Source organism: Salinicola sp. NYA28a (assembly GCF_976982775.1).
In genome coordinates this window covers 4,149,383-4,170,648 of the sequence record NZ_OZ334582.1, presented here as the reverse complement: position 1 = coordinate 4,170,648, position 21,266 = coordinate 4,149,383, and the positions used below count along the sequence as shown (strand labels likewise).

Annotated in this window: 20 protein-coding genes; 10 read left to right on the top strand and 10 right to left on the bottom strand. The window is 59.7% G+C overall.

Going from position 1 to position 21,266, the window contains the following annotated elements:
- Positions 1–28: 28 nt before the first annotated feature.
- From ACWHY3_RS18845 to ACWHY3_RS18825, 5 genes are all read left to right on the top strand, one after another.
- Positions 29–1,198 carry an isovaleryl-CoA dehydrogenase gene (locus tag ACWHY3_RS18845; RefSeq protein WP_448127266.1) on the top strand — a complete coding sequence of 390 codons (1,170 nt, stop codon included), beginning with the start codon at positions 29–31 and terminating at the stop codon, positions 1,196–1,198.
- Between the two features lie 187 nt (positions 1,199–1,385).
- Positions 1,386–2,993, top strand: a complete 1,608-nt coding sequence (locus tag ACWHY3_RS18840; protein WP_448127265.1) for a carboxyl transferase domain-containing protein — start codon at positions 1,386–1,388, stop codon at positions 2,991–2,993.
- Positions 2,994–3,104: 111 nt separating this feature from the next.
- Positions 3,105–3,968, top strand: coding sequence for an enoyl-CoA hydratase-related protein (locus ACWHY3_RS18835; RefSeq protein ID WP_448127264.1), 864 nt, complete (start codon positions 3,105–3,107; stop codon positions 3,966–3,968).
- The gene (locus tag ACWHY3_RS18830; RefSeq protein WP_448127263.1) at positions 3,965–6,067 is read left to right on the top strand and encodes an acetyl/propionyl/methylcrotonyl-CoA carboxylase subunit alpha; all 2,103 of its coding nucleotides are present in this window, start codon (positions 3,965–3,967) and stop codon (positions 6,065–6,067) included. Before ACWHY3_RS18835 ends, ACWHY3_RS18830 begins: the two co-directional genes overlap by 4 nt.
- Positions 6,068–6,967: a hydroxymethylglutaryl-CoA lyase gene (locus tag ACWHY3_RS18825; protein WP_448127262.1), complete on the top strand. Its 900-nt coding sequence runs from the start codon at positions 6,068–6,070 to the stop codon at positions 6,965–6,967.
- A 57-nt stretch (positions 6,968–7,024) separates the two neighbouring features.
- Here ACWHY3_RS18825 and ACWHY3_RS18820 read toward each other — a convergent pair whose 3' ends face one another.
- The 4 genes from ACWHY3_RS18820 to ACWHY3_RS18805 form a co-directional block, all read right to left on the bottom strand.
- Positions 7,025–7,834, bottom strand: coding sequence for an IS3 family transposase (locus tag ACWHY3_RS18820; protein ID WP_448128179.1), 810 nt, complete (start codon positions 7,832–7,834; stop codon positions 7,025–7,027).
- 5 nt (positions 7,835–7,839) lie between these two features.
- Positions 7,840–8,151: a transposase gene (locus ACWHY3_RS18815; protein WP_448127261.1), complete on the bottom strand. Its 312-nt coding sequence runs from the start codon at positions 8,149–8,151 to the stop codon at positions 7,840–7,842.
- Between the two features lie 113 nt (positions 8,152–8,264).
- Positions 8,265–8,552 carry a helix-turn-helix domain-containing protein gene (locus ACWHY3_RS18810; RefSeq protein WP_448127260.1) on the bottom strand — a complete coding sequence of 96 codons (288 nt, stop codon included), beginning with the start codon at positions 8,550–8,552 and terminating at the stop codon, positions 8,265–8,267.
- Positions 8,545–8,856 carry a transcriptional regulator gene (locus ACWHY3_RS18805; RefSeq protein WP_448127259.1) on the bottom strand — a complete coding sequence of 104 codons (312 nt, stop codon included), beginning with the start codon at positions 8,854–8,856 and terminating at the stop codon, positions 8,545–8,547. The genes ACWHY3_RS18810 and ACWHY3_RS18805 overlap by 8 nt, the downstream gene beginning before the upstream one ends.
- Between ACWHY3_RS18805 and ACWHY3_RS18800 the strand changes: the two genes are divergently transcribed.
- Complete coding sequence (locus ACWHY3_RS18800; RefSeq protein WP_448127258.1) at positions 8,846–9,127, top strand: hypothetical protein; 282 nt, start codon at positions 8,846–8,848, stop codon at positions 9,125–9,127. The two genes, ACWHY3_RS18805 and ACWHY3_RS18800, sit on opposite strands and share 11 nt — an antisense overlap.
- A 375-nt stretch (positions 9,128–9,502) precedes the next feature.
- On the opposite strand, the gene ACWHY3_RS18795 is transcribed toward ACWHY3_RS18800, so the two are convergent.
- The 3 genes from ACWHY3_RS18795 to ACWHY3_RS18785 all read right to left on the bottom strand — a co-directional run bounded on the left by ACWHY3_RS18795 (position 9,503) and on the right by ACWHY3_RS18785 (position 12,261).
- Entirely contained in the window at positions 9,503–9,727 is a 225-nt protein-coding gene (locus tag ACWHY3_RS18795; protein WP_448127257.1) for an HTH-like domain-containing protein, read from the bottom strand.
- 121 nt (positions 9,728–9,848) lie between these two features.
- The gene (locus ACWHY3_RS18790) at positions 9,849–11,747 is read right to left on the bottom strand and encodes an AAA family ATPase (protein WP_448127256.1); all 1,899 of its coding nucleotides are present in this window, start codon (positions 11,745–11,747) and stop codon (positions 9,849–9,851) included.
- On the bottom strand, positions 11,737–12,261 hold the full coding sequence (locus ACWHY3_RS18785; RefSeq protein WP_448127255.1) for an ABC-three component system middle component 5: 525 nt from the start codon (positions 12,259–12,261) through the stop codon (positions 11,737–11,739). Before ACWHY3_RS18785 ends, ACWHY3_RS18790 begins: the two co-directional genes overlap by 11 nt.
- Before the next feature lie 54 nt (positions 12,262–12,315).
- Here ACWHY3_RS18785 and ACWHY3_RS18780 point away from each other — a divergent pair, with 54 nt between their 5' ends.
- Both ACWHY3_RS18780 and ACWHY3_RS18775 read left to right on the top strand, forming a co-directional pair.
- Entirely contained in the window at positions 12,316–13,371 is a 1,056-nt protein-coding gene (locus tag ACWHY3_RS18780) for an IS30 family transposase (RefSeq protein WP_448127254.1), read from the top strand.
- A gap of 66 nt (positions 13,372–13,437) precedes the next feature.
- Positions 13,438–14,817 (top strand): IS1380 family transposase, encoded by a 1,380-nt coding sequence (locus tag ACWHY3_RS18775; RefSeq protein WP_448127253.1) that lies wholly within the window; start codon positions 13,438–13,440, stop codon positions 14,815–14,817.
- Between the two features lie 208 nt (positions 14,818–15,025).
- Here ACWHY3_RS18775 and ACWHY3_RS18770 read toward each other — a convergent pair whose 3' ends face one another.
- The 3 genes from ACWHY3_RS18770 to ACWHY3_RS18760 all read right to left on the bottom strand — a co-directional run bounded on the left by ACWHY3_RS18770 (position 15,026) and on the right by ACWHY3_RS18760 (position 18,847).
- A complete protein-coding gene (locus tag ACWHY3_RS18770) occupies positions 15,026–16,207 on the bottom strand; it encodes an ATP-binding protein (RefSeq protein ID WP_448127252.1) in 1,182 nt (393 codons plus the stop codon).
- A 346-nt stretch (positions 16,208–16,553) separates the two neighbouring features.
- Entirely contained in the window at positions 16,554–17,759 is a 1,206-nt protein-coding gene (locus tag ACWHY3_RS18765) for an acetyl-CoA C-acyltransferase (protein WP_448127251.1), read from the bottom strand.
- A 317-nt stretch (positions 17,760–18,076) separates the two neighbouring features.
- Positions 18,077–18,847, bottom strand: coding sequence for an SDR family NAD(P)-dependent oxidoreductase (locus ACWHY3_RS18760; protein ID WP_448127250.1), 771 nt, complete (start codon positions 18,845–18,847; stop codon positions 18,077–18,079).
- 229 nt (positions 18,848–19,076) lie between these two features.
- On the opposite strand from ACWHY3_RS18760, the gene ACWHY3_RS18755 reads away from it, so the two are divergent.
- Positions 19,077–20,285: a thiamine pyrophosphate-dependent dehydrogenase E1 component subunit alpha gene (locus ACWHY3_RS18755; RefSeq protein ID WP_448127249.1), complete on the top strand. Its 1,209-nt coding sequence runs from the start codon at positions 19,077–19,079 to the stop codon at positions 20,283–20,285.
- Positions 20,282–21,259, top strand: a complete 978-nt coding sequence (locus ACWHY3_RS18750) for an alpha-ketoacid dehydrogenase subunit beta (protein WP_448127248.1) — start codon at positions 20,282–20,284, stop codon at positions 21,257–21,259. The genes ACWHY3_RS18755 and ACWHY3_RS18750 overlap by 4 nt, the downstream gene beginning before the upstream one ends.
- Positions 21,260–21,266: the final 7 nt, after the last annotated feature.

Below are 21,266 nucleotides of genomic sequence, written 5' to 3'. Positions count from 1 at the left end.
AGCTGTACCCGACAGCGAGGATTCCACCATGTACGCCCCCTATACCGAGCTCGATTTCGGCCTCGACGACACGCTCAACATGCTGCGCGAACAGGTCAACGCCTTTGCCCGGGACGAGATCGCCCCGCGCGCGGCCCAGATCGACCATGGCAACGCCTTCCCAGCGGATCTGTGGCAAAAGTTCGGCGACATGGGCCTGCTCGGCATCACCGTCGGCGAGGAAGACGGCGGCAGCGGCATGGGTTATCTGGCGCACTGCATCGCCATGGAAGAGATCTCGCGAGCCAGCGCCTCGGTGGGGCTTTCCTATGGCGCTCACGCCAATCTCTGCGTCAATCAGATCAAGCTCAACGGCAGCGCGGAGCAGAAATCCAAATACCTGCCCAAGCTGATCAGCGGCGAGCATGTCGGCGCCTTGGCGATGTCCGAGCCCGGCGCGGGGTCGGACGTGGTCTCGATGAGCCTGCGCGCCGAGAAGCGCGGCGACAGCTACGTGCTCAACGGCAACAAGATGTGGATCACCAACGGCCCGGATGCCGACGTACTGGTGGTCTATGCCAAGACCGACCCGGACGCCGGCGCCAAGGGCATCACCGCGTTTCTGATCGAGAAGGATTTTGCCGGCTTTTCCACCGCGCAGAAGCTCGACAAGCTGGGCATGCGCGGCTCCAACACCTGCGAGCTGGTGTTCCGGGATTGTGAAGTGCCGGCGGAAAACGTGCTGGGCGAGGAGAACCGCGGCGTTCGCGTGCTGATGAGCGGGCTCGATTACGAGCGCACCGTGCTCGCCGCCGGCCCGGTGGGCATCATGCAGGCGTGCCTGGACGTGGTGGTGCCCTACGTTCACGAGCGCAAGCAGTTCGGCCAGTCGATCGGCGAGTTCCAGCTGGTGCAGGGCAAGCTCGCCGACATGTACACCACCCTCAACGCCTGTCGCGCCTATCTGTATGCCGTCGCTGGTGCCTGCGACCGGGGTCGGGTCAGCCGCAAGGACGCCGCTGGCGTGATTCTCTACTGCGCCGAAAAAGCCACCCAGATGGCGCTCGACGCGATCCAACTGCTCGGCGGCAACGGCTATATCAACGAGTACCCCACCGGGCGGCTGCTGCGCGACGCCAAGCTCTACGAGATCGGCGCCGGGACCAGCGAGATTCGGCGGATGTTGATTGGGCGTGAGCTCTTCAATGAATCGGCATAAATCAGCATCGGGCTTCGGGCTTCGGGCCTCGAACTGCTCGTAGCTCGTAGCTCGTAGCTCGTAGCTCGAAGCTCGAAGCTCGAAGCTCGAAGCTCGAAGCTCGAAGCTCGAAGCTCGAAGCTCGAAGCTCGAAGCTCGAAGCTCGAAGCTCGAAGCTCGAAGCTCGAAGCTCGTCAGAGGATATTCCATGGCAGTGCTAACCACCCAGATCAACCCCCGCACGGACACCTTCCAGGCCAACGAGGCGGCGCTGCGGGGCGAAGTCGACAAGCTGCGCGAACTGACCGCCGCCATCGCCCAGGGCGGTGGCGACAAGGCCCGTGCGCGGCATGAATCTCGCGGCAAGCTGTTCGTGCGCGACCGGATCGACCATCTGCTCGACGAGGGCTCGCCATTTCTGGAGATCGGCGCGCTGGCGGCGCACGAGGTCTACGACTCCCCCGTGCCCGCCGCTGGCGTGGTGGCGGGGATCGGGCGCATCAGCGGCGTGGAGTGCGTGATCGTCGCCAACGATGCCACGGTCAAGGGCGGCACCTATTTTCCGCTGACGGTGAAGAAACACCTCCGCGCCCAGGAGATCGCGCGCAAGCACCGGCTGCCTTGCGTCTACCTGGTCGACTCCGGCGGCGCCTACCTGCCCGAGCAGGACGAGGTCTTTCCCGATCACGACGACTTCGGCCGCATCTTCTACAACCAGGCCACGCTCTCCGCCGCCGGCATTCCGCAGATCGCGGTGGTGATGGGCTCCTGCACCGCCGGCGGCGCCTACGTACCGGCGATGGCCGACGAATCGATCATCGTGCGCGGCCAGGGGACGATCTTTCTCGGCGGCCCGCCGCTGGTGAAGGCCGCCACCGGCGAGACCATCAGCGCCGAGGAGCTGGGCGGCGCCGACGTGCACGCCAAGATCAGCGGTGTGGTCGACCATTACGCCGAGAATGATGCCCATGCGCTGCAGCTCGCCCGCCGCGCGGTCTCCCGGCTCAACTGGCGCAAGCGCGGCCGGTTGGCGATGCGCGAATCCCGCCCGCCGCGGCTCGACCCAACGGAGCTCTACGGCATCGTCGGCACCGACCTGCGCAAGCCGTATGACGTCCGCGAGGTGATCGCACGGCTGGTGGACGACTCCGACTTCGACGAGTTCAAGCGCTACTACGGCGACACCCTGGTCACCGGCTTCGCCCACTGGTGCGGCCATCCGGTGGGGATCGTCGCCAACAACGGGGTGCTGTTCTCGGAATCCGCCCAGAAAGGCGCGCACTTCATCGAACTCTGTGCCCAGAGAAAGATCCCGCTGATCTTTCTGCAGAACATCACCGGCTTCATGGTCGGCTCCAAGTACGAGCAGGAGGGCATCGCCAAGCACGGCGCCAAGCTGGTCACCGCCGTGGCCTGTGCCAAGGTGCCCAAGTTCACCGTGCTGATCGGCGGCAGCTTCGGCGCCGGCAACTACGGCATGTGCGGCCGCGCCTATGATCCGAACCTGTTGTTCATGTGGCCCAACGCGCGCATCTCGGTGATGGGCGGCGAGCAGGCCGCCAACGTGCTGGCCCAGGTGAAGCGCGAGCAGCTCGAACGCGACGGCAGCGACTGGCCGGCAGCCGAGGAAGCCGCGTTCAAGGCGCCGATTCGCGAACAGTACGAACGCCAGGGCCACCCCTACTACGCCAGCGCCCGGCTATGGGACGACGGCGTGATCGACCCGCTGCAGACCCGCGACGTGATCGGATTGGCGCTGTCAGCCGCGATGAATGCGGAGATCGAAGAGACGCGCTTCGGCGTGTTCAGGATGTAGGGCGCTGCGCGCCAGCCACGAGCGACGGGCAGCGAGCCACGAGCAGCTCGAAGCTCGAAGCTCGAAGCTCGAAGCTCGAAGCTCGAAGCCAACATGATTAAAGAGGCCGCCATGGCAGCCATACCTGATAGTTTCACTCGACTTGCCGTCGACTCCCGCGGCGTCGCGCGGCTGACGCTGGACCGCCCCGCGGTGCACAACGCTTTCGACGATGCGTTGATCAAAGAGCTCAACGCCCATCTCGACCACTTGCACGAATTGGCCGAACGCGGCGAGGTGCGGGTGGTGGTGCTGGGCTCCGAAGGCAAGCACTTCTCCGCCGGGGCGGATCTGCACTGGATGAAGCGCATGGTCGACTACAGCGTCGAGGACAATCTCGCTGATTCCCGCGAGCTGTCGCGGCTGATGCAGCGTCTCGACAGCCTGCCCTGCCCGACGCTGTGCCGCGTGCAGGGCGCGGCCTACGGCGGCGCGGTGGGGCTTGCGGCCTGCTGCGACATCGTCGTCGCCTCCGAAGCCGCGCGCTTTTGCCTCTCCGAGGTCAAGATCGGCCTCTCGCCGGCGGTGATCAGCCCCTACGTGCAACGCGCCATCGGCCCCCGCCAGATGCGCCGCTACGCGCTGACCGCCGAGGTGATCGACGCCGCCACCGCGCAGGCGTTGGGGCTCGTACATGAGGTGGCCGATGGGGAAGCACTGGACGTCCACATCGACCAGATGATCGACCAACTGCTTGCCGCCTCGCCCCAGGCCCAGCGCGCCACCAAGGCCCTGCTCGCCGAAGTGGCCCGCGAGCCCGACAGCGACGCCACCCGCGAGAGCACCTGCCGCACCATCAGCGAGCTGCGGGTCAGCCGCGAAGGGCAGGAAGGTCTGGCCGCCTTCTTCGACAAGCGCCCGCCCGCGTGGCAAAGCGCAGGTGGCACCAACGGGAATAACGACGGCGATAGGAATAACAAGGAACCGCGCTCATGAGCCTGACCAATGCTCCCCGTCCGCTACGCTCGGTGCTGATCGCCAATCGCGGCGAGATCGCTTGCCGCGTGATGCGCACCGCCCGCCGCCTGGGGCTTCGCACCATCGCCGTCTATTCCGATGCCGACACCAATGCGCTCCACGTGCGCGAGGCCGACGAGGCCGTGCGTCTGGGCCCCGCCCCTGCGCGGGAGAGCTATCTCGATATCGACAAGGTCATCCAGGCCGCCCGGCTTAGCGGCGCCGACGCCATTCATCCGGGCTACGGGTTTCTCTCCGAGAACGCCGAGTTCGTCGCCGCCTGCGAGGCCGCCGGCATCGTCTTCGTCGGGCCGCCGGCCAGCGCCATCGCTGCCATGGGCGACAAGGCCTCGGCCAAGGCGCGCATGGCCAACGCCGGCGTACCGCTGGTGCCCGGCTATCACGGCGAGGCGCAGGAGGACGAACTGCTCCGGGAGGAAGCCGGCAAGATCGGTTACCCGGTGCTGCTGAAAGCCAGCGCCGGCGGCGGTGGCAAGGGCATGCGAGTGGTGGAGTCCGACAGCGAGTTCCAGGCCGCTCTCGACGGCTGCCGCCGCGAGTCTCGCGCCGCGTTCGGTGACGAGCGCATGCTGATCGAGAAGTACCTGACCCAGCCGCGCCATGTCGAGGTGCAGGTGTTCTGCGATAGCTTTGGGGCTGGCGTCTACCTGTTCGAGCGCGACTGCTCCGTGCAGCGCCGCCACCAGAAGGTGCTGGAAGAAGCTCCTGCGCCCAACCTGTCCCCCGCGCTGCGCCAGGCAATGGGCGAGGCCGCCGTGCGCGCCGCCCAGGAGATCGGCTACGTCGGCGCCGGGACGGTGGAGTTCCTGCTGGATGCCGCCTCTGAAGCTGTCTCAAACACCGAGACGAGCGAAGCGGCGCATTTCTACTTCATGGAGATGAACACTCGGCTGCAGGTCGAGCATCCGGTGACCGAGATGATCACCGGCGAGGATCTGGTCGAGTGGCAGCTGCGCGTAGCCGCTGGGCTGCCGCTGCCCAAAAACCAGAGCGAGCTGACGCTGACCGGCCACGCCATCGAAGCGCGGCTCTACGCCGAAGACCCGGACAACGACTTTTTGCCCGCCACCGGCACGCTCGAACGCTTCCGACTCGACCTGAACGCCGGCGGTCTGGCGCCGGATTGCGTGCGTCTGGATAGCGGCGTCGAAGCCGGCGACGAAGTCTCGATGCACTATGACCCGATGCTGGCCAAGCTGATCGTCCACGGCGAGGATCGCGGCCAGGCCCTGGCGGAGATGGATCGCGCGCTGGCAGCGCTGGATATCTCCGGCGTGACCACCAATCGCCGTTTTCTACAGCGCCTGGTGACGCATCCGGATTTCATCGCCGCCCGACTCGATACCCGCTTTATCGAACACCACCACGACTCGCTGTTCGCGAGTGAACCGGTCTCCGACGCGGAGTTCGCCTGCGCCGCGCTGGTGGCGCTCGATCAGTTGGATCGAGCCAGCGATGAACGTTCACCGTGGGAGCGCGGTGACGGCTGGCGGCTCAATGCCCCGCAGCACGTTCGACTGGCGTTTGCCGAAGCCGAAGGCGTGCCACCGATCCCCGTGATCGCCACGCGATCCACACCGCACGACTCCTGGCATCTGGCCGTGAATCGGGATGGAGAAGAGCCGGATCACTACGAGGGGAAGTTGCAGCAGCTCGACGGCGACGCCGTGGCGATCACGCTGGATGGCCATCGCCGTCGCCTGCTGGCGCGCACCGATCCCGCTCTGGATGGCGAAACGATCATCCTCACTACCGCCGGCTTCGAATCCCGCCTGATCTGGCGGCGCTCGGACCGGGTCGATCACCTATCGCATGAGGTCGAGGCCAAACTGAGCGCGCCCATGCACGGCACCGTGGTCGCGCTGCTGGTCGAACCCGGCCAACCGGTCGAGAAAGGCACGCCGCTGGTGGTGGTGGAAGCGATGAAGATGGAGCACACCCTGAGCGCCCCCGCCGCCGGCGCGGTGGAAGCGTTTCACTTCAAGGTCGGCGATGCGGTAGCGCAGGGGGATGAGTTGTTACGCTTCCAGGATGCTTCCCTCAAGGAGAGCGCATAAATGGGCATACCGAAACGGGTGAGTATCGTCGAGGTCGGCCCGCGGGACGGGCTACAGAACGAAGCCGAACCCATCGCCACAGCCACCAAGCTGGAACTGATAGACCGGCTCGGCGCAGCGGGGCTCAAGCGGATCGAAGCGGCCAGTTTCGTCTCGCCCAAGTGGGTGCCGCAGATGGCGGATCACCGCGAGGTGATGACCGGCCTTCGACGCCGGCCGGGCGTGGTCTATTCCGCGCTCACGCCGAACCTGAGAGGGCTGGAAGCCGCGCTGGCGTGCGGCGCCGAGGAGGTAGCCGTCTTTGCGGCGGCCAGCGAAGCGTTCTCGCACAAGAACATCAACTGCTCCATCGCCGAGTCGCTGGAGCGCTTCGCCCCGATGATCGCACGCGCCCGCGAGTCGAACGTGCGCGTGCGCGGCTATGTCTCCTGCGTGCTCGGCTGCCCCTACGAAGGCGAGATCGCCCCAGCTCGGGTCGCCGAGGTTTCGAAAGCGCTGTATGAGATGGGCTGTTACGAGGTTTCGCTCGGCGACACCATCGGCACCGGCACCCCGCTCAAGGCCAAACGCATGCTCGAAGCAATCAGCCGTGACATCCCGATGGACAAGCTCGCCGCTCACTTCCACGACACCTACGGCCAGGCGCTCGCCAACCTCTACGCCGTGCTGGAGGAAGGCATCAGTGTGATCGACAGCGCCGTCGCCGGCCTCGGCGGCTGCCCCTACGCCAAGGGCGCCTCCGGCAACGTCGCCAGCGAGGACGTGATCTACCTGCTCAAAGGCCTGGGTATCGAGAGTGGCGTGGACCTGGATAAGTTGGCAGAGACAGGGGGGTGGATAACGCAGACCATCGGCAAGCCGAATCGGTCGAAGGTGGGCGTGGCGCTGTCGGCGAAGTGATCGAACGATTAAAAACAAAAGGCCCGAGATGTAATGACCCCCTGGTTTCTGCACACCCTACGCAGCTAATGCGGGGTATGCCTTGGGTGCCACATAGTCCAGCGACTGATGTGGCCGCGCTTCGTTGTAGTATCGGATCCAACGGTCGATCACGGCCCTGGCTTGGCCCAGCGACTCGAAGCGATGGAGCCAGATGCACTCCTCCTTCAAGGATCGGAAGAAGCGCTCCACGAGCCCGTTCTGTTCCGGTGTATACGGCGTCGTGAACTCCTGGATGAGACCATAGGCCTTCACCGTGCCCTTGTAGTGCCGGCTGCAGAAGACCAGGCCGTTGTCGGAGCGTAGTGCCAGCGGTTGCTGAACACGTCCCAGTGCCCCCAATCGATAGATCAGCGCTTCCTCCAGCGCGGCCTCAGCGGTCTTGCTGCTGCCATTGTCCGATAATCGCCAGCCGAGGATCTCTCGCGTACAGCAATCGATGATCACCGCCAGGCTGGCCCGCCGATCCTTGCCGCACCACACGTGCGTAAGATCCGTTGCCCAGCGTTCATCAGGCCGTGACGCGACAGACGGGAGGCTCTTGGCACGCGGGCGGAAGCCCTGTGGCCGCTTGCGCACCTGCCAGCCTTTCAACTGCAGGATGCGCTGTATTGGCTTGCGGTTCTCATCCAGAACACACGCCAGGCGGCGATAGCCATAGGTGGGGAACCGCTCCAGGGTCAGCTTCACCCGTGCCGCCAGATCGGCATTGATGACACGCTGCCGCAGCTTGGGCCGGTAATACAGGCTCCGCCGGGGGAACCCCAGCCAGCGGCAGAGCTTGACGAGCGATACCACATGGCCTTCCTCGGCCAGTTGCGCCTGCAGCGACCTTATGAGTTCTCGTCCTCGTCGAGCAGGCGCTTGAATTTTTTTAGCGCATAGATCTGCAGATGGGCTTCGCCCAGTGCCTCCCTGGTCTCTCGGAGCTCGGACTCGTACTGCTCACGGATGTCCTTGGGGCGGGCCTTGAACCCGTTTTCCATGCTGCGCTGGGCTTCATCGATCCAGCCCTCGACCTCGGAGACAGTGAGATCGTACTGGCGGGCTACCTCAGCAGCCGTGGTCTTGCCCTTGAAGATATCCATGACCACGGCGGCCTTGCGCTTCGCGGTCCATCGCTTGATGGGGTTGTCGTCGCTCATCCTGTCCTCCTGATGGCTGCACTATACCCTGTGCAGTTCTGGAGGGGGTCACTTCAGAGACAATGACTTGCCTCGGGCCTGAGATTATCCGTTGGAGTGACACATCACTTCGTTCAATGCAGCTGCTCGAAGACTTCCGGGTGCTGCTCAGCGATGCGCAAAAGCGCTACTGCCGGCCCTTGCGGCTCCCGACGCCCCTGCTCCCAATCCTGAAGCGTTCGCACGCTGACGCCCATCAAGCCGGCAAAGGCGGATTGCGACAGTTTCAGCTTCAATCGGATCATTTTGGGCGGCGAGGGCTCTGAGAGCTCCTGCTTTCGCAGCGCCAGCTTGCCTTTCTTGAACTGTTTGATTTCCTGGATGCCGTCGAGGATCTCGGCCCCAATATTTCTCTCACCCATTTTTGATCGCCTCCGCTATCTGCTTGAGCATATGCCCAGGAATACTGGCACGCTCCGATTTACCATAAAGCGTCAGCATCCATATCTCGTGATCGGATTTCTTCCAGTAGTAAATCGCCCTGATACCGCCGCTCTTGCCGGAACCGGTCGGCGCCCACCGAACCTTACGAACACCAGCCGAGCCTTTGATGAGATCGCCCGCATCCGGCTTCTGCAAAAGATACGTCTGCAGCCCACGGTACTCTTCGTCCGTGAGGTAGCTTGGCAACAGCTTGGTGAATGTGGAGGTTTCGATGAAAAGCATCGGAAAAAATATACGGCTATGCCGTATAGATATCAAGACTGGACATGAAGATCCATACAAAGCATCGAGCGACGACACCATCGGCGGCTGCCCCTATGCCAATGGCGGCTCCGGCAACGTCGCGACGGAAGACGTGATCTATCCGCCCAACGGCTTTGGCATCGATGGCAATGTGGATCTGGATACATTGGCGGAGACAGGGGTGTGGATAACGCAGACTATCGGCAAGCCGAATCGGTCCAAGGTGGGCGTGGCGCTGGCAGCGAAGTAATCACATGACCACGCCAGAGCTCTAGAGATTCTAGCCTAGGGCATTATCTTCGAGGAAAAGCTGCACGGCTTGCCAATGTTTGAGCAGAATCGGCCGACTTTCGGGCCTTCGGTTCACAACGCGCACCCAAGGAGTTCAGGGTTTAACACCCAGTGGTTATTATTAGACAGCCCCCTTATCGCAACGATATATCGATCACTGAGCTGAAAGAGTACTAGCATGAAATTTTGGTGTTTACTATAGATGCTTCCTCATCTTTGTTTGCTGGAGTTGATAGAACCACCTAGATGCTTGCATATCGAATTAATAAAAAAGCAAGTGCCAAAAAATAGAACCTTGACCTACCTCCTCCACTAGCCCAACACTCTAAGTAAACTATTTTACCACTACGTATCGTGATAAATTGCGACCTTTGTTAATCTCAGTACCATAGGTTTCAGGAATACCAGCCAACCTTGCAATTTCTTTTGGAGAACATCCACACTGTGCAATTTCTTTGGCATATTTCACACCAAACAAATGTACCATTGTTGCCGTCTCCCCTTTTTTTGAATTGAAATACATTTCTTTCAATTTTTTAGACAAATAATTCTCATCCATCCGGTATTTCCTTAAAATACCCAACGCCTTGCTCACCGGAAAATTGGGAGCGCAGCGAGTGATTTTTCCGAGTGCAGCAACTTTTTACAACCCCTTTTCCTCTACATCCATACATAGAAAATCAACCGAAAGATTTTAGGCTCATGTTTGACTCACTATATTCCTCACCAACTATATAATTCTTTGACTTTAAACTTTCATCAATATTTTTTGTCGCAAAGATTAATTGAAAATCTACTTCATAACTGGATAGAGCCTCGACTATGACCTTTTGAAAGTTCTTCGAGCGGTCATCTTCCATCCCGCCATTTTCAATACCATCGAGAACCAATAACCTGGGGAGACGTACATATGTTTTTTCAAGTGCGGCCATCAATAAAGCTACATGAAACGCGTTATTTAACAGGACAATTCCACTTTCTGAGAAAGCTGTTTTTCCGTTCACTGATACACTATTGGCAGCAAAATCGAACTCTGCATACTCTGCATTTTTGAATTCTTTTTCTGAGCCATTATCTTTTCGAAGCAGCTCACAAAGCTTCTCGGATATAAGCGCCTTAATTTCAGGCTCACGCTTAACTCTTTGTTTTCCTATCAATTCGATTTTATCATTAAGCCTGTTAACTTCAGACTGAGCAGTGTCTCTTCCATCTCGCAATTCGAGTAAAGACCGATGGAGTTCAGCAATTTTATCTAATATTTGAAGTTTTTCTTCAAGCTCGCCTGTTTGTCGGTAAAGATCAAAAATCTGCTTTTCTTTACTGGCGTCGACAGAGCTCATGGCTGCAGTAACTTTACTAACTTGTTTTCTGAATGAAGTTCTTAATTCCTTTCGTTTAGCGGTGAGCTCCATTAGCTTTTGCTTTTTCTTTTCCAATAGCTTTTTAGATTCACGAAGCTGGATTTCTATTTCGTTCTTCATTCTTAGGAGACTATTTGAACTGTCTTTTGACTCTCTCGGCTCACCACATAAGCCACAGCAGTCCTTGGCTTTTTCTTTGAGTGGCTTATGGCAACTTGGGCACGATGAAAACTTAAACCCATCAATCAAACTGCCAACTTTAATTGAGTCTCTTAATGCACACTGCTTGTCAATAAGCTCGGACACAAACTCTTCAGAATCAAGTATATTGTAATTAAGTTGTTGAATTTGAGTCTCTACTTCTAGTAATTTATTCCGTATTGCCACACTATCTTTTGCTGAGGATTCTGTTTCTTTTTTATCAGAGCTGTATGAAATCAAAGATTCCTCTTTAACCTCTATAATTTCGACATTAATAGAGGCTATTTTATTTAATATATTTTCCTTCTGCTCTTCAATAGTACCGACATTCTCGCCAAAAGAAGTCTTTCCAAGAACCGACTGAATTGCCTGAAGCTTTGCAATTATCTTTTGTAGGTTTTTTTCTTCTTCAACAAGCTTTATCTTTGCGTCATAAAGCTCGTTGTCATATAAACCTAATAAGTATTTGCCTACAGATTCCCTTTTGAATGCTGAATCAAACGGCTCAGTATTAAATATGGCACTAGAGGTGTTTGATTGATCTGAATAAATAAGTCGATACATTTGATGCAAGGTTACATTATTATTGTTAGCATCTGCTTTTACTTCGGGCAAGCCAAGTAAATCAAACATTTGTTGAGAAAAACTAGGTTTGCTTCCTATTGCATAGGGATAATTAAACCAATTTGTAAGAGGGGAGGCTAATGCCGTATTCATTTCAGAAAAACAAAAATCCATTGACTGCTTATCTGAACCATTATTTTTACGTCTAATGGTAACGGGGCTGCCATTGACTTTTACCTCCACATAGATATTGTCACAAAGACCAGCTTCCTCTTTCCAGTTCGGGACTTCATATCCTAGTCCATACATTAACAATTGAATTACTGAAGTTTTGCCAGAACCATTTTTTCCGAATAACACATTAACGCCATGATGAAAGTTTTCATCAAAAGCAGTTATAGAGCCTCTTTTTACATGAAGCCTTTCAACCTTCAAAGTAGGTTTAATTAACATCGTATTTATAATCCATTAAGCTCGTTATTTTTTTTAACCCATCAGAACCCACAACTGAAATCGATGCTAAATTTTCTACGATGAAATCAATTGCCTGACTGGATATGCTATTTTCTTTTGATTCGGCTAAGTTCTTTAATCCTTTTGGAATATTTTCGAGAAAGACATTATATTCCGAAGAATTGTTATCTGTTTGCAAAACCCCCAGATCAACAAAACGTTCAATAGCAAGGAAATGTATCTCTTTCATTGCATTGAAAAGGCTTTTTGGATCAAAGTTTTGATATCGGCTTTTATAATATTTAAACTCTTTTTCATCGATAAATTTATTTTTTGGTACAGCCAGTTTTTGAATATGTGCAGGGTTTGCGATTAAGAAGTCAAATAATCGCAGTGCATCCCTGTCTAAACTTTCCACCTTCCAAGAAATTAGTAATGCCGTCATACGCAGCAGTGTATGGTTTGCATCCAGAGCTTTGTTATATAAAAGCATCACTTCCACTCCAAGTGGCAATTGGCGGTCTCAATGACCAAGTGCAACACGTGAGCCATCAGGTACGGTGTTGCCATGACTTACTGCTATCGCCATCTCTCTGCTGAAGACCGAGCCGCCATCATGATGATGCGAGCCACGCATTCGATCCGGGCCATTGCCACTCACCTGGGGCGTGCGCCGAGCACCGTGTCGCGAGAAATTGCTCGCCATACGGTCGACCCCATCAAGGGCTACGATGCCGGCCTGGCGGGCTATCGGGCTCGTCTGACGCGACATCGGCCACGCCAGCGCCCCAAGCTGCATCCCGACGGGGAGCTCTTCGAGGTAGTGGTCCACTTGCTGCGCAAGTGCTGGTCACCGCAACAGATAGCCCGCACACTGAAGCGCATGTCTCCCAACGATTCACGTCGGCAGGTCTCGCATGAGGCCATCTACAACGCGCTCTATGTGATGCCCCGCGGCAGTCTCAAGAAAGAGCTCATCGCCTGCCTTCGGCAGGGCAACGGCAAGCGTCGCTCACGCAGTCGTGGCAAGGATCGACGCCAGCAGATTCCCGATCTGGTCAGCATCCACATGCGCCCGCCTGAGATCGAAGACCGCCTGATGCCTGGCCACTGGGAGGGTGATCTCATCATGGGTGCCAACAATCGCTCCGCCGTCGGTACGCTGGTGGAGCGCACCACACGCTTGGTGATCTTGGCGAAAGTGGATGACACCACGGCCACGGCGGCGGCCGTTGGCTTCAGCGACAAGCTCAATGAAGTGCCGCGAGCCCTGCGGCTGTCCATGACGTACGACCAGGGCAGAGAGATGATGAAGCATGCCGAGATCACGCAGAAGACCGGGACGGCGATCTACTTCGCTGACCCGCATAGCCCGTGGCAGCGCGGCTCCAATGAGAATACGAACGGGCTGCTGCGGCAGTATCTGCCGAAGGGCACGGATCTGTCGGTCTACAGCCAGGAAGAACTCGATGAGATCGCCGACTCACTGAACACGCGGCCGCGCAAGACGCTCGACTGGCGCACGCCGCTGGAAGTCTACGCCGAGGTGCTCAAGAAATCGGTCGCTGGACCGAGCACCCTTCAACCCGGCTTATTCATGAGGCCGGCCCGAAAACGAAGATAGCGGATGGTATTCTCTTGAAAATTCAGTGTGTTCCGCCAAGAATCTGAACCAAGAGAGCCATCCGCTATGGGTGAAACCCTAACGACATGGTCGCCCTCATGCAACGGCGCTGTCCGTGTTGAGCTGAGCGGCCAGCGCACTACCAGCGACAGCGGCGCTCTGCTGTTGCGTGAGGCCCTCGACAACAGCGGCGTGATTGAGGCGCTGGAAGACAATCTGGTCGATCGACGCCACCCGCTGCGCATCCTTCATTCGCTGGCCAGCCAGTTGCGTACCCTGGTGCTGCAGCGTGCGATGGGCTGGATCGACCTCAGCGATACCGACACGCTGCGCCGTGATCCGCTCTGGCAGCTGGCCTGCAGCGATGCGCGCGGGACAACGCCCCTGGCCCAGGACCGGCCCTCTCAAGCCACGCTGTCGCGGCTGCTGACCTGCCTCGGGCGCTGCGACAATATCGATGCCGTGCACGAAGGCCTGCTGCGACTGGTGATCTGGCGCCTGACCGCGCTGAAGAACGGCGAGCGCCCCAAGCAGCTGACGCTGGACATCGACGGCCTGCCGATCGAGGTCCACGGCCACCAGGGCGGCTCGGCCTATCATGGCCTGTACGGCGCGCGGATCTATTCACCGCTGGTCGCCTCGCTGGCAGAAACCGGCGACATGGTGGGCGGCCTGCTGCGCGAGGGCAACGCCGGCCCGGCCGAGAACGCTGATACCTGGATCCCGCATCTGGTGCGGCGACTCAACGAGAGCACCGGCGCTCAGGTACGGGTGCGCATCGACGCCGGTTTCACCGACAACGATACGCTGGAGGCGCTGGAAGATCGCGGCATCGAGTACCTGGGCCGGCTGCGCAGTCACACTGGCCTGCAGAAGTTGGCAGCGCCACTTCTGAAGCGGCCACCTGGCCGGCCACCCGAGCAGCCTCGCGAGTGGTGCCACGATCTGGAGTATCAAGCGGGCTCTTGGTCGGCACCGCGTCGCGTGGTGCTGGTGGTGCAGGAACGCCCCGATGACCTGCTGCTGCATGCCTTCTTCCTGGTCACCAACCTCGGCAAGTTCGACTGGCCGCCGGAGAAGGTCCTGGCGCTCTACCGCAAGCGCGGCAGCGCCGAGGCGCACATGGGCGAGGTGAAGTCGGCGCTCGACGTGCACCTCTCGTCGACCGATCGCGGCGCCTCCACCGTTCAGGACGTGATGGCACGCAACGAGGTGAGCCTGCTGCTCAGCCTCTACGCCTACCAGGTCCTGCATGGCCTGCGCTGCCTGCTGGAGCGGCAGACCCGGCAAGGCTGGAGCCTCAGCCGGATGCGCGAGCAGGTGCTGAAGGTCGCCGCCACGCTGAGACTGCACGCTCGGCGAATCACCGTTCATCTGGGTGCCGCCGCCGACAAGTGGTGGCCGACGCTGCTGAAGGGGCTGCCGAAGCTGACCGCACTGAGCTGACGCTTCTGCGAGACCACCACAGCATCAGAAAGCGAGCGACCGGAGCGGCGGGCGGCGATCACGGCTGCTTGGACGGTCGCCATTGATTCCAAAGAGCTATAAGGAAGCGGGGAAATTTCAGCGTTTTGGCATTACTCAACAGCTATTCGCGCTGAAGAAGCCGATCCTGATAAGCGATGCCACCAGTCAGTACCTTCAGACCGCTCAATCAGCACCCTCGTGAATGAGGCGGGCTGATGAAATCAGCGAAAAGCGGAACTGTAAAATCAAGGTAGCCATGGTCGGTGCTATAAATCATTCCTTTATAAATTATGCTCGCGCGCGCCGGGCCGATTGATTTCTGCGTGCGATTCATTGCTCTAGCGATATCGGCAACTTGATACGGACCGTCGCCAAGAGCCGCCATCGCCTTGACGAATCCCACCTCCGCTTTGGTTAAACGGTCCAAGCGGACTCTGAAGAAACCGTTGTCTAGAGAACTGATCGTTTCTGCATAGGATTTAAGAACATCGCTTTCGTTGATTTCGGGTCCCGGTGCGTTGTCCCAAGAAAAGGAGGCAAGCTCCTGCAAGAAGAATGGATAGCCCTTCGTTACATCGAAAATTGTCGATAGCGCTTCGTGAGAGATGGATGCGTCTTCGTCAATGATCGGCTTTTCTATAGCTTTCGCAGCGGCTTCCTGATCAAGTGCGCCAACGACAGGATAATTGAATAATCTTTCTGCATAGGATTTAGCTTCGCCCGCGAGTCGGGCTACTTGAGGCAGTCCGGCACCTATGAAAACGATAGGCCTCCCATCTTGAGATATACGGTGAAGGGCAACGATCAGAGCAGAGAGATCTTGCTGAGAGAGATATTGAACCTCATCAATTAGAAGAACCCAGCCTTTATTCGCAGCTTGGGCAGCGCGACCGATTTGGTCAAAGAGGTCGGGTAGATCATGTTGCATATCACCGCTCTCGGCCAAGCCTGGCTCTGGAGGTGGTTCGACGCCAATGTTCACGCCTGAAACTTCGATGTTGAACACGGAGGCGAAATTGCGTAGCCCGCCTAGAGCACGTGAAGCATGGTGTTTGGCTGTTTCGACTCCTGATAGGGAGCGAGACACCTTACGCATCTCGGGGTAGAGAAGGCTTGCCAGATTGGTTTCTTCGGGAGCTTCAACTCTGGAAACAAGGAATCCCTCAGCATCAGCGATGCGACCGATCTCGCTTAGTAGAACCGTTTTACCGGTACCGCGGAGGCCTAGCAGCATAATCGAACGAGCAGACCGTCCTTTGATTGCGCGCCCACACGATATCTTGGCAGCCTGCAGAATCGCATCGCGGCCAGCAAGCTCGGGCGGACGGCTACCGGCGCCAGGTGCGAATGGATTTCCATATGGGTCCATTTAAGGTTCCTAAAGAGACTCTAGCGATGGATAGTGAAAACTAAGGAAAAATACTAGTCTTCTTTAGTTTTTGCTAGGGAGTCTGGTTAGAGCAGATTTTCGCTGGCGAGAGGGAGACCCAAAACTGGCCTATGAACAAGCCGGAGATATTCGGGCTCATCATTTTGATTCAGACAAGAAACGGCTAGTCGCCGAGCCCCAGCTCCTGACTCGTCGCATGCCAAATTTCTGTACCTTGCCGCTGACGGTTATCGGAAACGCGTCAACGAATCTGACGTAGTGTGGAATCTTGTGGTGGGCGATGCGATCGCGGCAAGAGGTGCGCGGGCCTTACTCGTTCATAGCTCTATCTCAACCTCTCGATCCCCACAGCCGTGGCCTCTCCACCGCCGATGCAGATCGCCGCCACGCCGCGTGTCATGCCGTGATGCGTCAGCGCGTTGAGCAGCGTGACCACGATCCGCGCACCAGAGGCGCCGATGGGATGGCCCAGCGCGCAGGCGCCGCCGTGAACGTTGACTCGCGCGTGATCGAGGCCGAGTTCATGCATCGCCGCCATGGCCACCACCGCGAAGGCTTCGTTGATCTCGTAGAGATCGACGTTCTCCCGCGACCAGCCGAGCCGTTCGTGCAGCTTGCGGATGGCGTGGATCGGGGCCACCGGGAAGTCGCCGGGGCGCATGGCGTGGCTGACATGGCCGTGGAGCCGGGCCAGCGGCTTCAGTCCCAGCCGCTCGGCCTCGCGCTGGCGCATCAGCACCAGCGCCGCGGCGCCGTCGGAGATCGAGCTCGAGTTGGCGGCGGTGACCGTGCCGCCGTCGCGAAAGGCCGGTTTCAATTGCGCGATGCGGTCGATATTGGCCTTGTACGGCGCCTCGTCGTGCTCGACGCGATCCGTACCGCGCCCGGCCGGCGCCTCCAGCGCCACGATCTCGCTGGCGAACACGCCGGATTCGATCGCCCGTCTGGCCCGGGTCAGCGAGGCGATGGCGTAGTCGTCCTGGGCTTCGCGGGTGAAGCCGAACGCTTCGGCGCACGCTTCGGCGTAGGTGCCCATCAGCCGGCCCGGCTCGTAGGCGTCCTCGAGCCCATCGAGAAACATGTGATCGAGCACCTGGGCATGCCCCATACGTAGCCCGGCACGCGCCTTGGGCAGCAGGTAGGGGGCGTTGCTCATGCTCTCCATGCCGCCGGCGAGGGCGTGCGTGGCGCTCTCCAGGCGCAGCGCATCGAACGCCTGCATGATCGCCTTCATGCCGGAGCCACACATCTTGTTGACGGTGGTGCAGGGCGTCGATTCGGCGAGCCCTGCGCCGAGTGCCGCCTGGCGGGCCGGCGCCTGGCCGAGGCCCGCCGGCAGCACGCAGCCCATGAGCACTTCATTGATGACTAGCTCGTCGACGGCGTCCGGCGGCAGGCTGGACTGTTCGAGGGCGCCACGGATCGCCGCCGCGCCCAGTTGCGGGCAGCTCAGTCCGCCGAGCGCGCCCTGAAAAGCGCCCATCGGCGTGCGTTTGGCGCCGACGATGACAATCGGGTCTTCGATATTCATGACAATGACTCCTGATAGCGTACCGGCTGCCGCTTATTCAACTTCAGACCCTGATGACGATGGGGTTTAACGCTCACCCCCTCGCCGCTCCCCCTCTAATGCCGCCACAAAACGACGAAGCCCCGTTCGTTCGATCGGCGAATGATCGGGTCGGTGCACACGGACATCCTTGTCCTGGTGCGCCTCTTGCGACATCCCTGTCGCAAGACCCTATTCGCCGCTCTCCGCACGGCGTCGTTTCGACAGGCGGTCCCGATTGCCCCGGCGGTGTTTTGCCTGGATCGGTTTCACGCACCGCCCGCTCTCGCAGCCCTGTTCTACGTAGCCGACATGCGAATGCCGCCGTCGAGCCTGATCACCTCCCCGTTGAGGTAGCGGTTCTCGAGGATCTGGCGCACCAGCGAGGCGTATTCCTCGGCGTGACCCATGCGCCTGGGAAACGGTACCTTGGCGTTGAGGCCGTCGCGCACCTCGGCGGGCATGCCTTGCATCATCGCGGTGTCGAAGATGCCGGGAGCGATCGCCATGACACGGATGCCGGACGAGGCCAGTTCGCGGGCGGCGGGCAGCGTCATCCCGACCACGCCGGCCTTGGAGGCCGCATAGGCGGCCTGGCCGATCTGGCCCTCGAACGCGGCCACCGAGGCGGTGTTGATCACCACGCCGCGCTCGCCGTCGTCGTCTTCCGCCGGATGTTCGAGCATTGCCGCGACCGCCAGGCGCAGCATGTTGAAGGTGCCGATCAGGTTGATGTCGATCGCGCGGCGGAAGCTGTCGAGGCCATGCACGCCGCGCTTGCCGTGGATCTTCTCCGCCGGCGCGACACCGGCGCAGTTGATCAAACCGTGAATGGCGCCGAAGCGCTCTCGCGTAGCGGTGATCGCCCGTTCGCCGTCCGCTTCGCGGGTGACGTCCGCGTCTATCGCCTGCGCGTGGTCACCCAGTGTCCGGGTCATCGCCGTGGCTGCTGCGGCATCGTGATCGACCAGCGCCACGTTGCCACCGGCCTCGACCAGCATCCGCGCCGTGGCGGCGCCCAGCCCGGAGCCGCCGCCGGTGACGATGAAGGTGCGCTCAGCCAGTTGCATGGGGATCTCCCGAGTGGAATCTTGACCTGTTCTAGCGATGGCAACGCGACCGGGAAATAGGACCTAGTGCTGAAAGACCAAGGTCGGATGGCGACAAGTTGACATTAACGTCAAGGTCATAGATCGAATCGGCCGTTGAAACCGGTCGTTTCCCGACTTGTCGGGCTCACGGGAAAGAGCGGCTCACGAGGCGGCTCGAACCTCGGTCATCGATCTCAGGAAGCATCAGATGAAGACGAACCGATCCACGGCGAAACCGGTGCACAAACCAACCTTCGCCAACGGCGACGACATCCAGATCCCCGTTTTTACCCTGCTCAAACCCGATGGCACCGTCTATGCAGGCGCCGGGTCGACCTCTCTCGACGAAACCACCGCGCGGCGCATCTATCGCGCCATGCTCTACACCCGGGTGCTCGACGAGCGCATGATGGCGGCCCAGCGTCAGGGGCGGCTCAGCTTCTACATGCAGTGTACCGGCGAGGAGGCGGCCGTGATCGGCAGCACGGCGGCGCTGGACGACACCGACATGATCATGGCCCAGTACCGCGAGCAGGGGGCGCTGGCCTATCGCGGCTTCACCACCGACGAGTTCATGAACCAGCTGTTCGGCAACGAGCGCGACACCGCCCACGGCCGCCAGATGCCGATCCACTACGGCTCGCGGGATCTCCACTATTTGACGATCTCCTCGCCGCTGGCGACCCAGATTCCCCAGGCCACCGGCTACGCCTACGGCCAGAAGCTGGCCGGCAAGGGCCACTGCACGCTGACGATCTTCGGCGAAGGCGCGGCCTCGGAAGGGGACTTCCACGCCGCGCTCAACATGGCATCGGTACACAAGGTGCCGGTGATCTTTCTGTGCCGGAACAACGGCTACGCCATCTCCACGCCGGTCACCGAGCAGTTCGCCGGCGATGGTGTTGCGGCTCGCGCCTTCGGCTATCGCATGCAGTCGATCCGCGTCGATGGCAACGACATCCTTGCCGTGTACGAGGCGACCCGCGAGGCGCGACGGCTGGCGGTCGAAGAGAACGAGCCGGTGCTGATCGAGGCGATGACCTATCGCCTGGCCGCCCACTCCTCCTCCGACGATCCGTCCGGCTATCGCAGCAAGAAGGAAGAGGAAGCTTGGCACAAGAAAGACCCGCTGCGCCGGATGCAGCGCTGGCTGCTCGATCGCGGCTGGTGGAACGAGGACGAAGAGCGCGAACTGATTGAGTCGCTGCGCCGCGAGGTGCTGGAAACCATGAAGCAGGCCGAAAAGCGCCGCCCGCCGGCACTCGAGACGCTGGTCAGCGATGTCTATGCCGAGACACCGCCGCTATTGCGTGAGCAGCTCGAAACGCTGGAAGCGCATATTCGGCGCCATCCCGAGGCTTATCCCAGAAGCGCGCCGTGGCTGGATGGCAGTACCGGAAAGGAGGGCCAGCCATGAGCCGGATGAATCTGCTCCAGGCCGTCAACAACGCGCTGGATACCGCCATGGCTCTGGATGAACGCGTGCTCTGCTTCGGCGAGGATGTCGGCGTGTTCGGTGGCGTGTTCCGTGCCACCAGTCACCTGCAGGAAAAATACGGTCGCGAGCGCTGCTTCAATACGCCGCTGGTGGAGCAGGGCATCGTCGGCTTCGCCAACGGCCTGGCGGCGCAGGGCTCGGTGCCGGTGGCCGAGATCCAGTTCGCCGACTATATCTTTCCTGCTTTCGATCAACTGGTGAACGAGACCGCCAAGTTCCGCTATCGCTCCGGCAGCCTGTTCGATGTCGGTGGCCTGACCGTGCGGGCGCCCTACGGCGGCGGGATCGCCGGCGGTCACTATCACTCCCAGTCGCCGGAGGCGTATTTCGCTCACACGCCGGGGCTGACGGTGGTGGTGCCGCGCAACCCGTACCAGGCCAAGGGGTTGTTGCTGGCCTCGATCCGCTCGCCGGATCCGGTGATCTTCTTCGAACCCAAGCGGCTCTATCGCGCCTCGGTGGGCGAGGTGCCGGACGACGACTACGAGTTGCCGCTGCGTCAGGCGGAAGTCGTCAAGGAGGGCAGCGACATCACGCTGCTGGCCTGGGGCGCGCAGATGGAAGTGATCGAACAGGCCGCCGAGATGGCCGAGAAGGCAGGTATCTCCTGCGAGCTGATCGACCTGCGAACCATCGTGCCGTGGGATATCGAGACGGTGGCGGCATCGGTATTCAAGACCGGGCGGTTGATCGTCAGCCACGAGGCGCCGCTGACCGGGGGATTTGCCGCCGAGATCGCCGCTACCATCCAGCAACGCTGCTTTCTCTATCTGGAGTCGCCGATCGAGCGCGTCACCGGGCTCGACACGCCGTTCCCGCTGACGCTCGAGAAAGAGTACATGCCGGGGCCGCTGAAGGTGCTCGATGCCATCCACCGCACGATGGACTTTTAGGCTATGT

Coding starts and splice junctions, on each gene's coding strand:
- ACWHY3_RS18750 (WP_448127248.1), top strand. CDS start 20,282: ATGAGCCGGATGAATCTGCTCCAGGCCGTCAACAACGCGCTGGATACC.
- ACWHY3_RS18835 (WP_448127264.1), top strand. CDS start 3,105: ATGGCAGCCATACCTGATAGTTTCACTCGACTTGCCGTCGACTCCCGC.
- ACWHY3_RS18830 (WP_448127263.1), top strand. CDS start 3,965: ATGAGCCTGACCAATGCTCCCCGTCCGCTACGCTCGGTGCTGATCGCC.
- ACWHY3_RS18765 (WP_448127251.1), bottom strand. CDS start 17,759: ATGAATATCGAAGACCCGATTGTCATCGTCGGCGCCAAACGCACGCCG.
- ACWHY3_RS18845 (WP_448127266.1), top strand. CDS start 29: ATGTACGCCCCCTATACCGAGCTCGATTTCGGCCTCGACGACACGCTC.
- ACWHY3_RS18805 (WP_448127259.1), bottom strand. CDS start 8,856: ATGCTTTTCATCGAAACCTCCACATTCACCAAGCTGTTGCCAAGCTAC.
- ACWHY3_RS18780 (WP_448127254.1), top strand. CDS start 12,316: ATGACTTACTGCTATCGCCATCTCTCTGCTGAAGACCGAGCCGCCATC.
- ACWHY3_RS18770 (WP_448127252.1), bottom strand. CDS start 16,207: ATGGACCCATATGGAAATCCATTCGCACCTGGCGCCGGTAGCCGTCCG.
- ACWHY3_RS18775 (WP_448127253.1), top strand. CDS start 13,438: ATGGGTGAAACCCTAACGACATGGTCGCCCTCATGCAACGGCGCTGTC.
- ACWHY3_RS18810 (WP_448127260.1), bottom strand. CDS start 8,552: ATGGGTGAGAGAAATATTGGGGCCGAGATCCTCGACGGCATCCAGGAA.
- ACWHY3_RS18815 (WP_448127261.1), bottom strand. CDS start 8,151: ATGAGCGACGACAACCCCATCAAGCGATGGACCGCGAAGCGCAAGGCC.
- ACWHY3_RS18840 (WP_448127265.1), top strand. CDS start 1,386: ATGGCAGTGCTAACCACCCAGATCAACCCCCGCACGGACACCTTCCAG.
- ACWHY3_RS18825 (WP_448127262.1), top strand. CDS start 6,068: ATGGGCATACCGAAACGGGTGAGTATCGTCGAGGTCGGCCCGCGGGAC.
- ACWHY3_RS18800 (WP_448127258.1), top strand. CDS start 8,846: ATGAAAAGCATCGGAAAAAATATACGGCTATGCCGTATAGATATCAAG.
- ACWHY3_RS18790 (WP_448127256.1), bottom strand. CDS start 11,747: ATGTTAATTAAACCTACTTTGAAGGTTGAAAGGCTTCATGTAAAAAGA.
- ACWHY3_RS18755 (WP_448127249.1), top strand. CDS start 19,077: ATGAAGACGAACCGATCCACGGCGAAACCGGTGCACAAACCAACCTTC.
- ACWHY3_RS18760 (WP_448127250.1), bottom strand. CDS start 18,847: ATGCAACTGGCTGAGCGCACCTTCATCGTCACCGGCGGCGGCTCCGGG.
- ACWHY3_RS18795 (WP_448127257.1), bottom strand. CDS start 9,727: ATGGATGAGAATTATTTGTCTAAAAAATTGAAAGAAATGTATTTCAAT.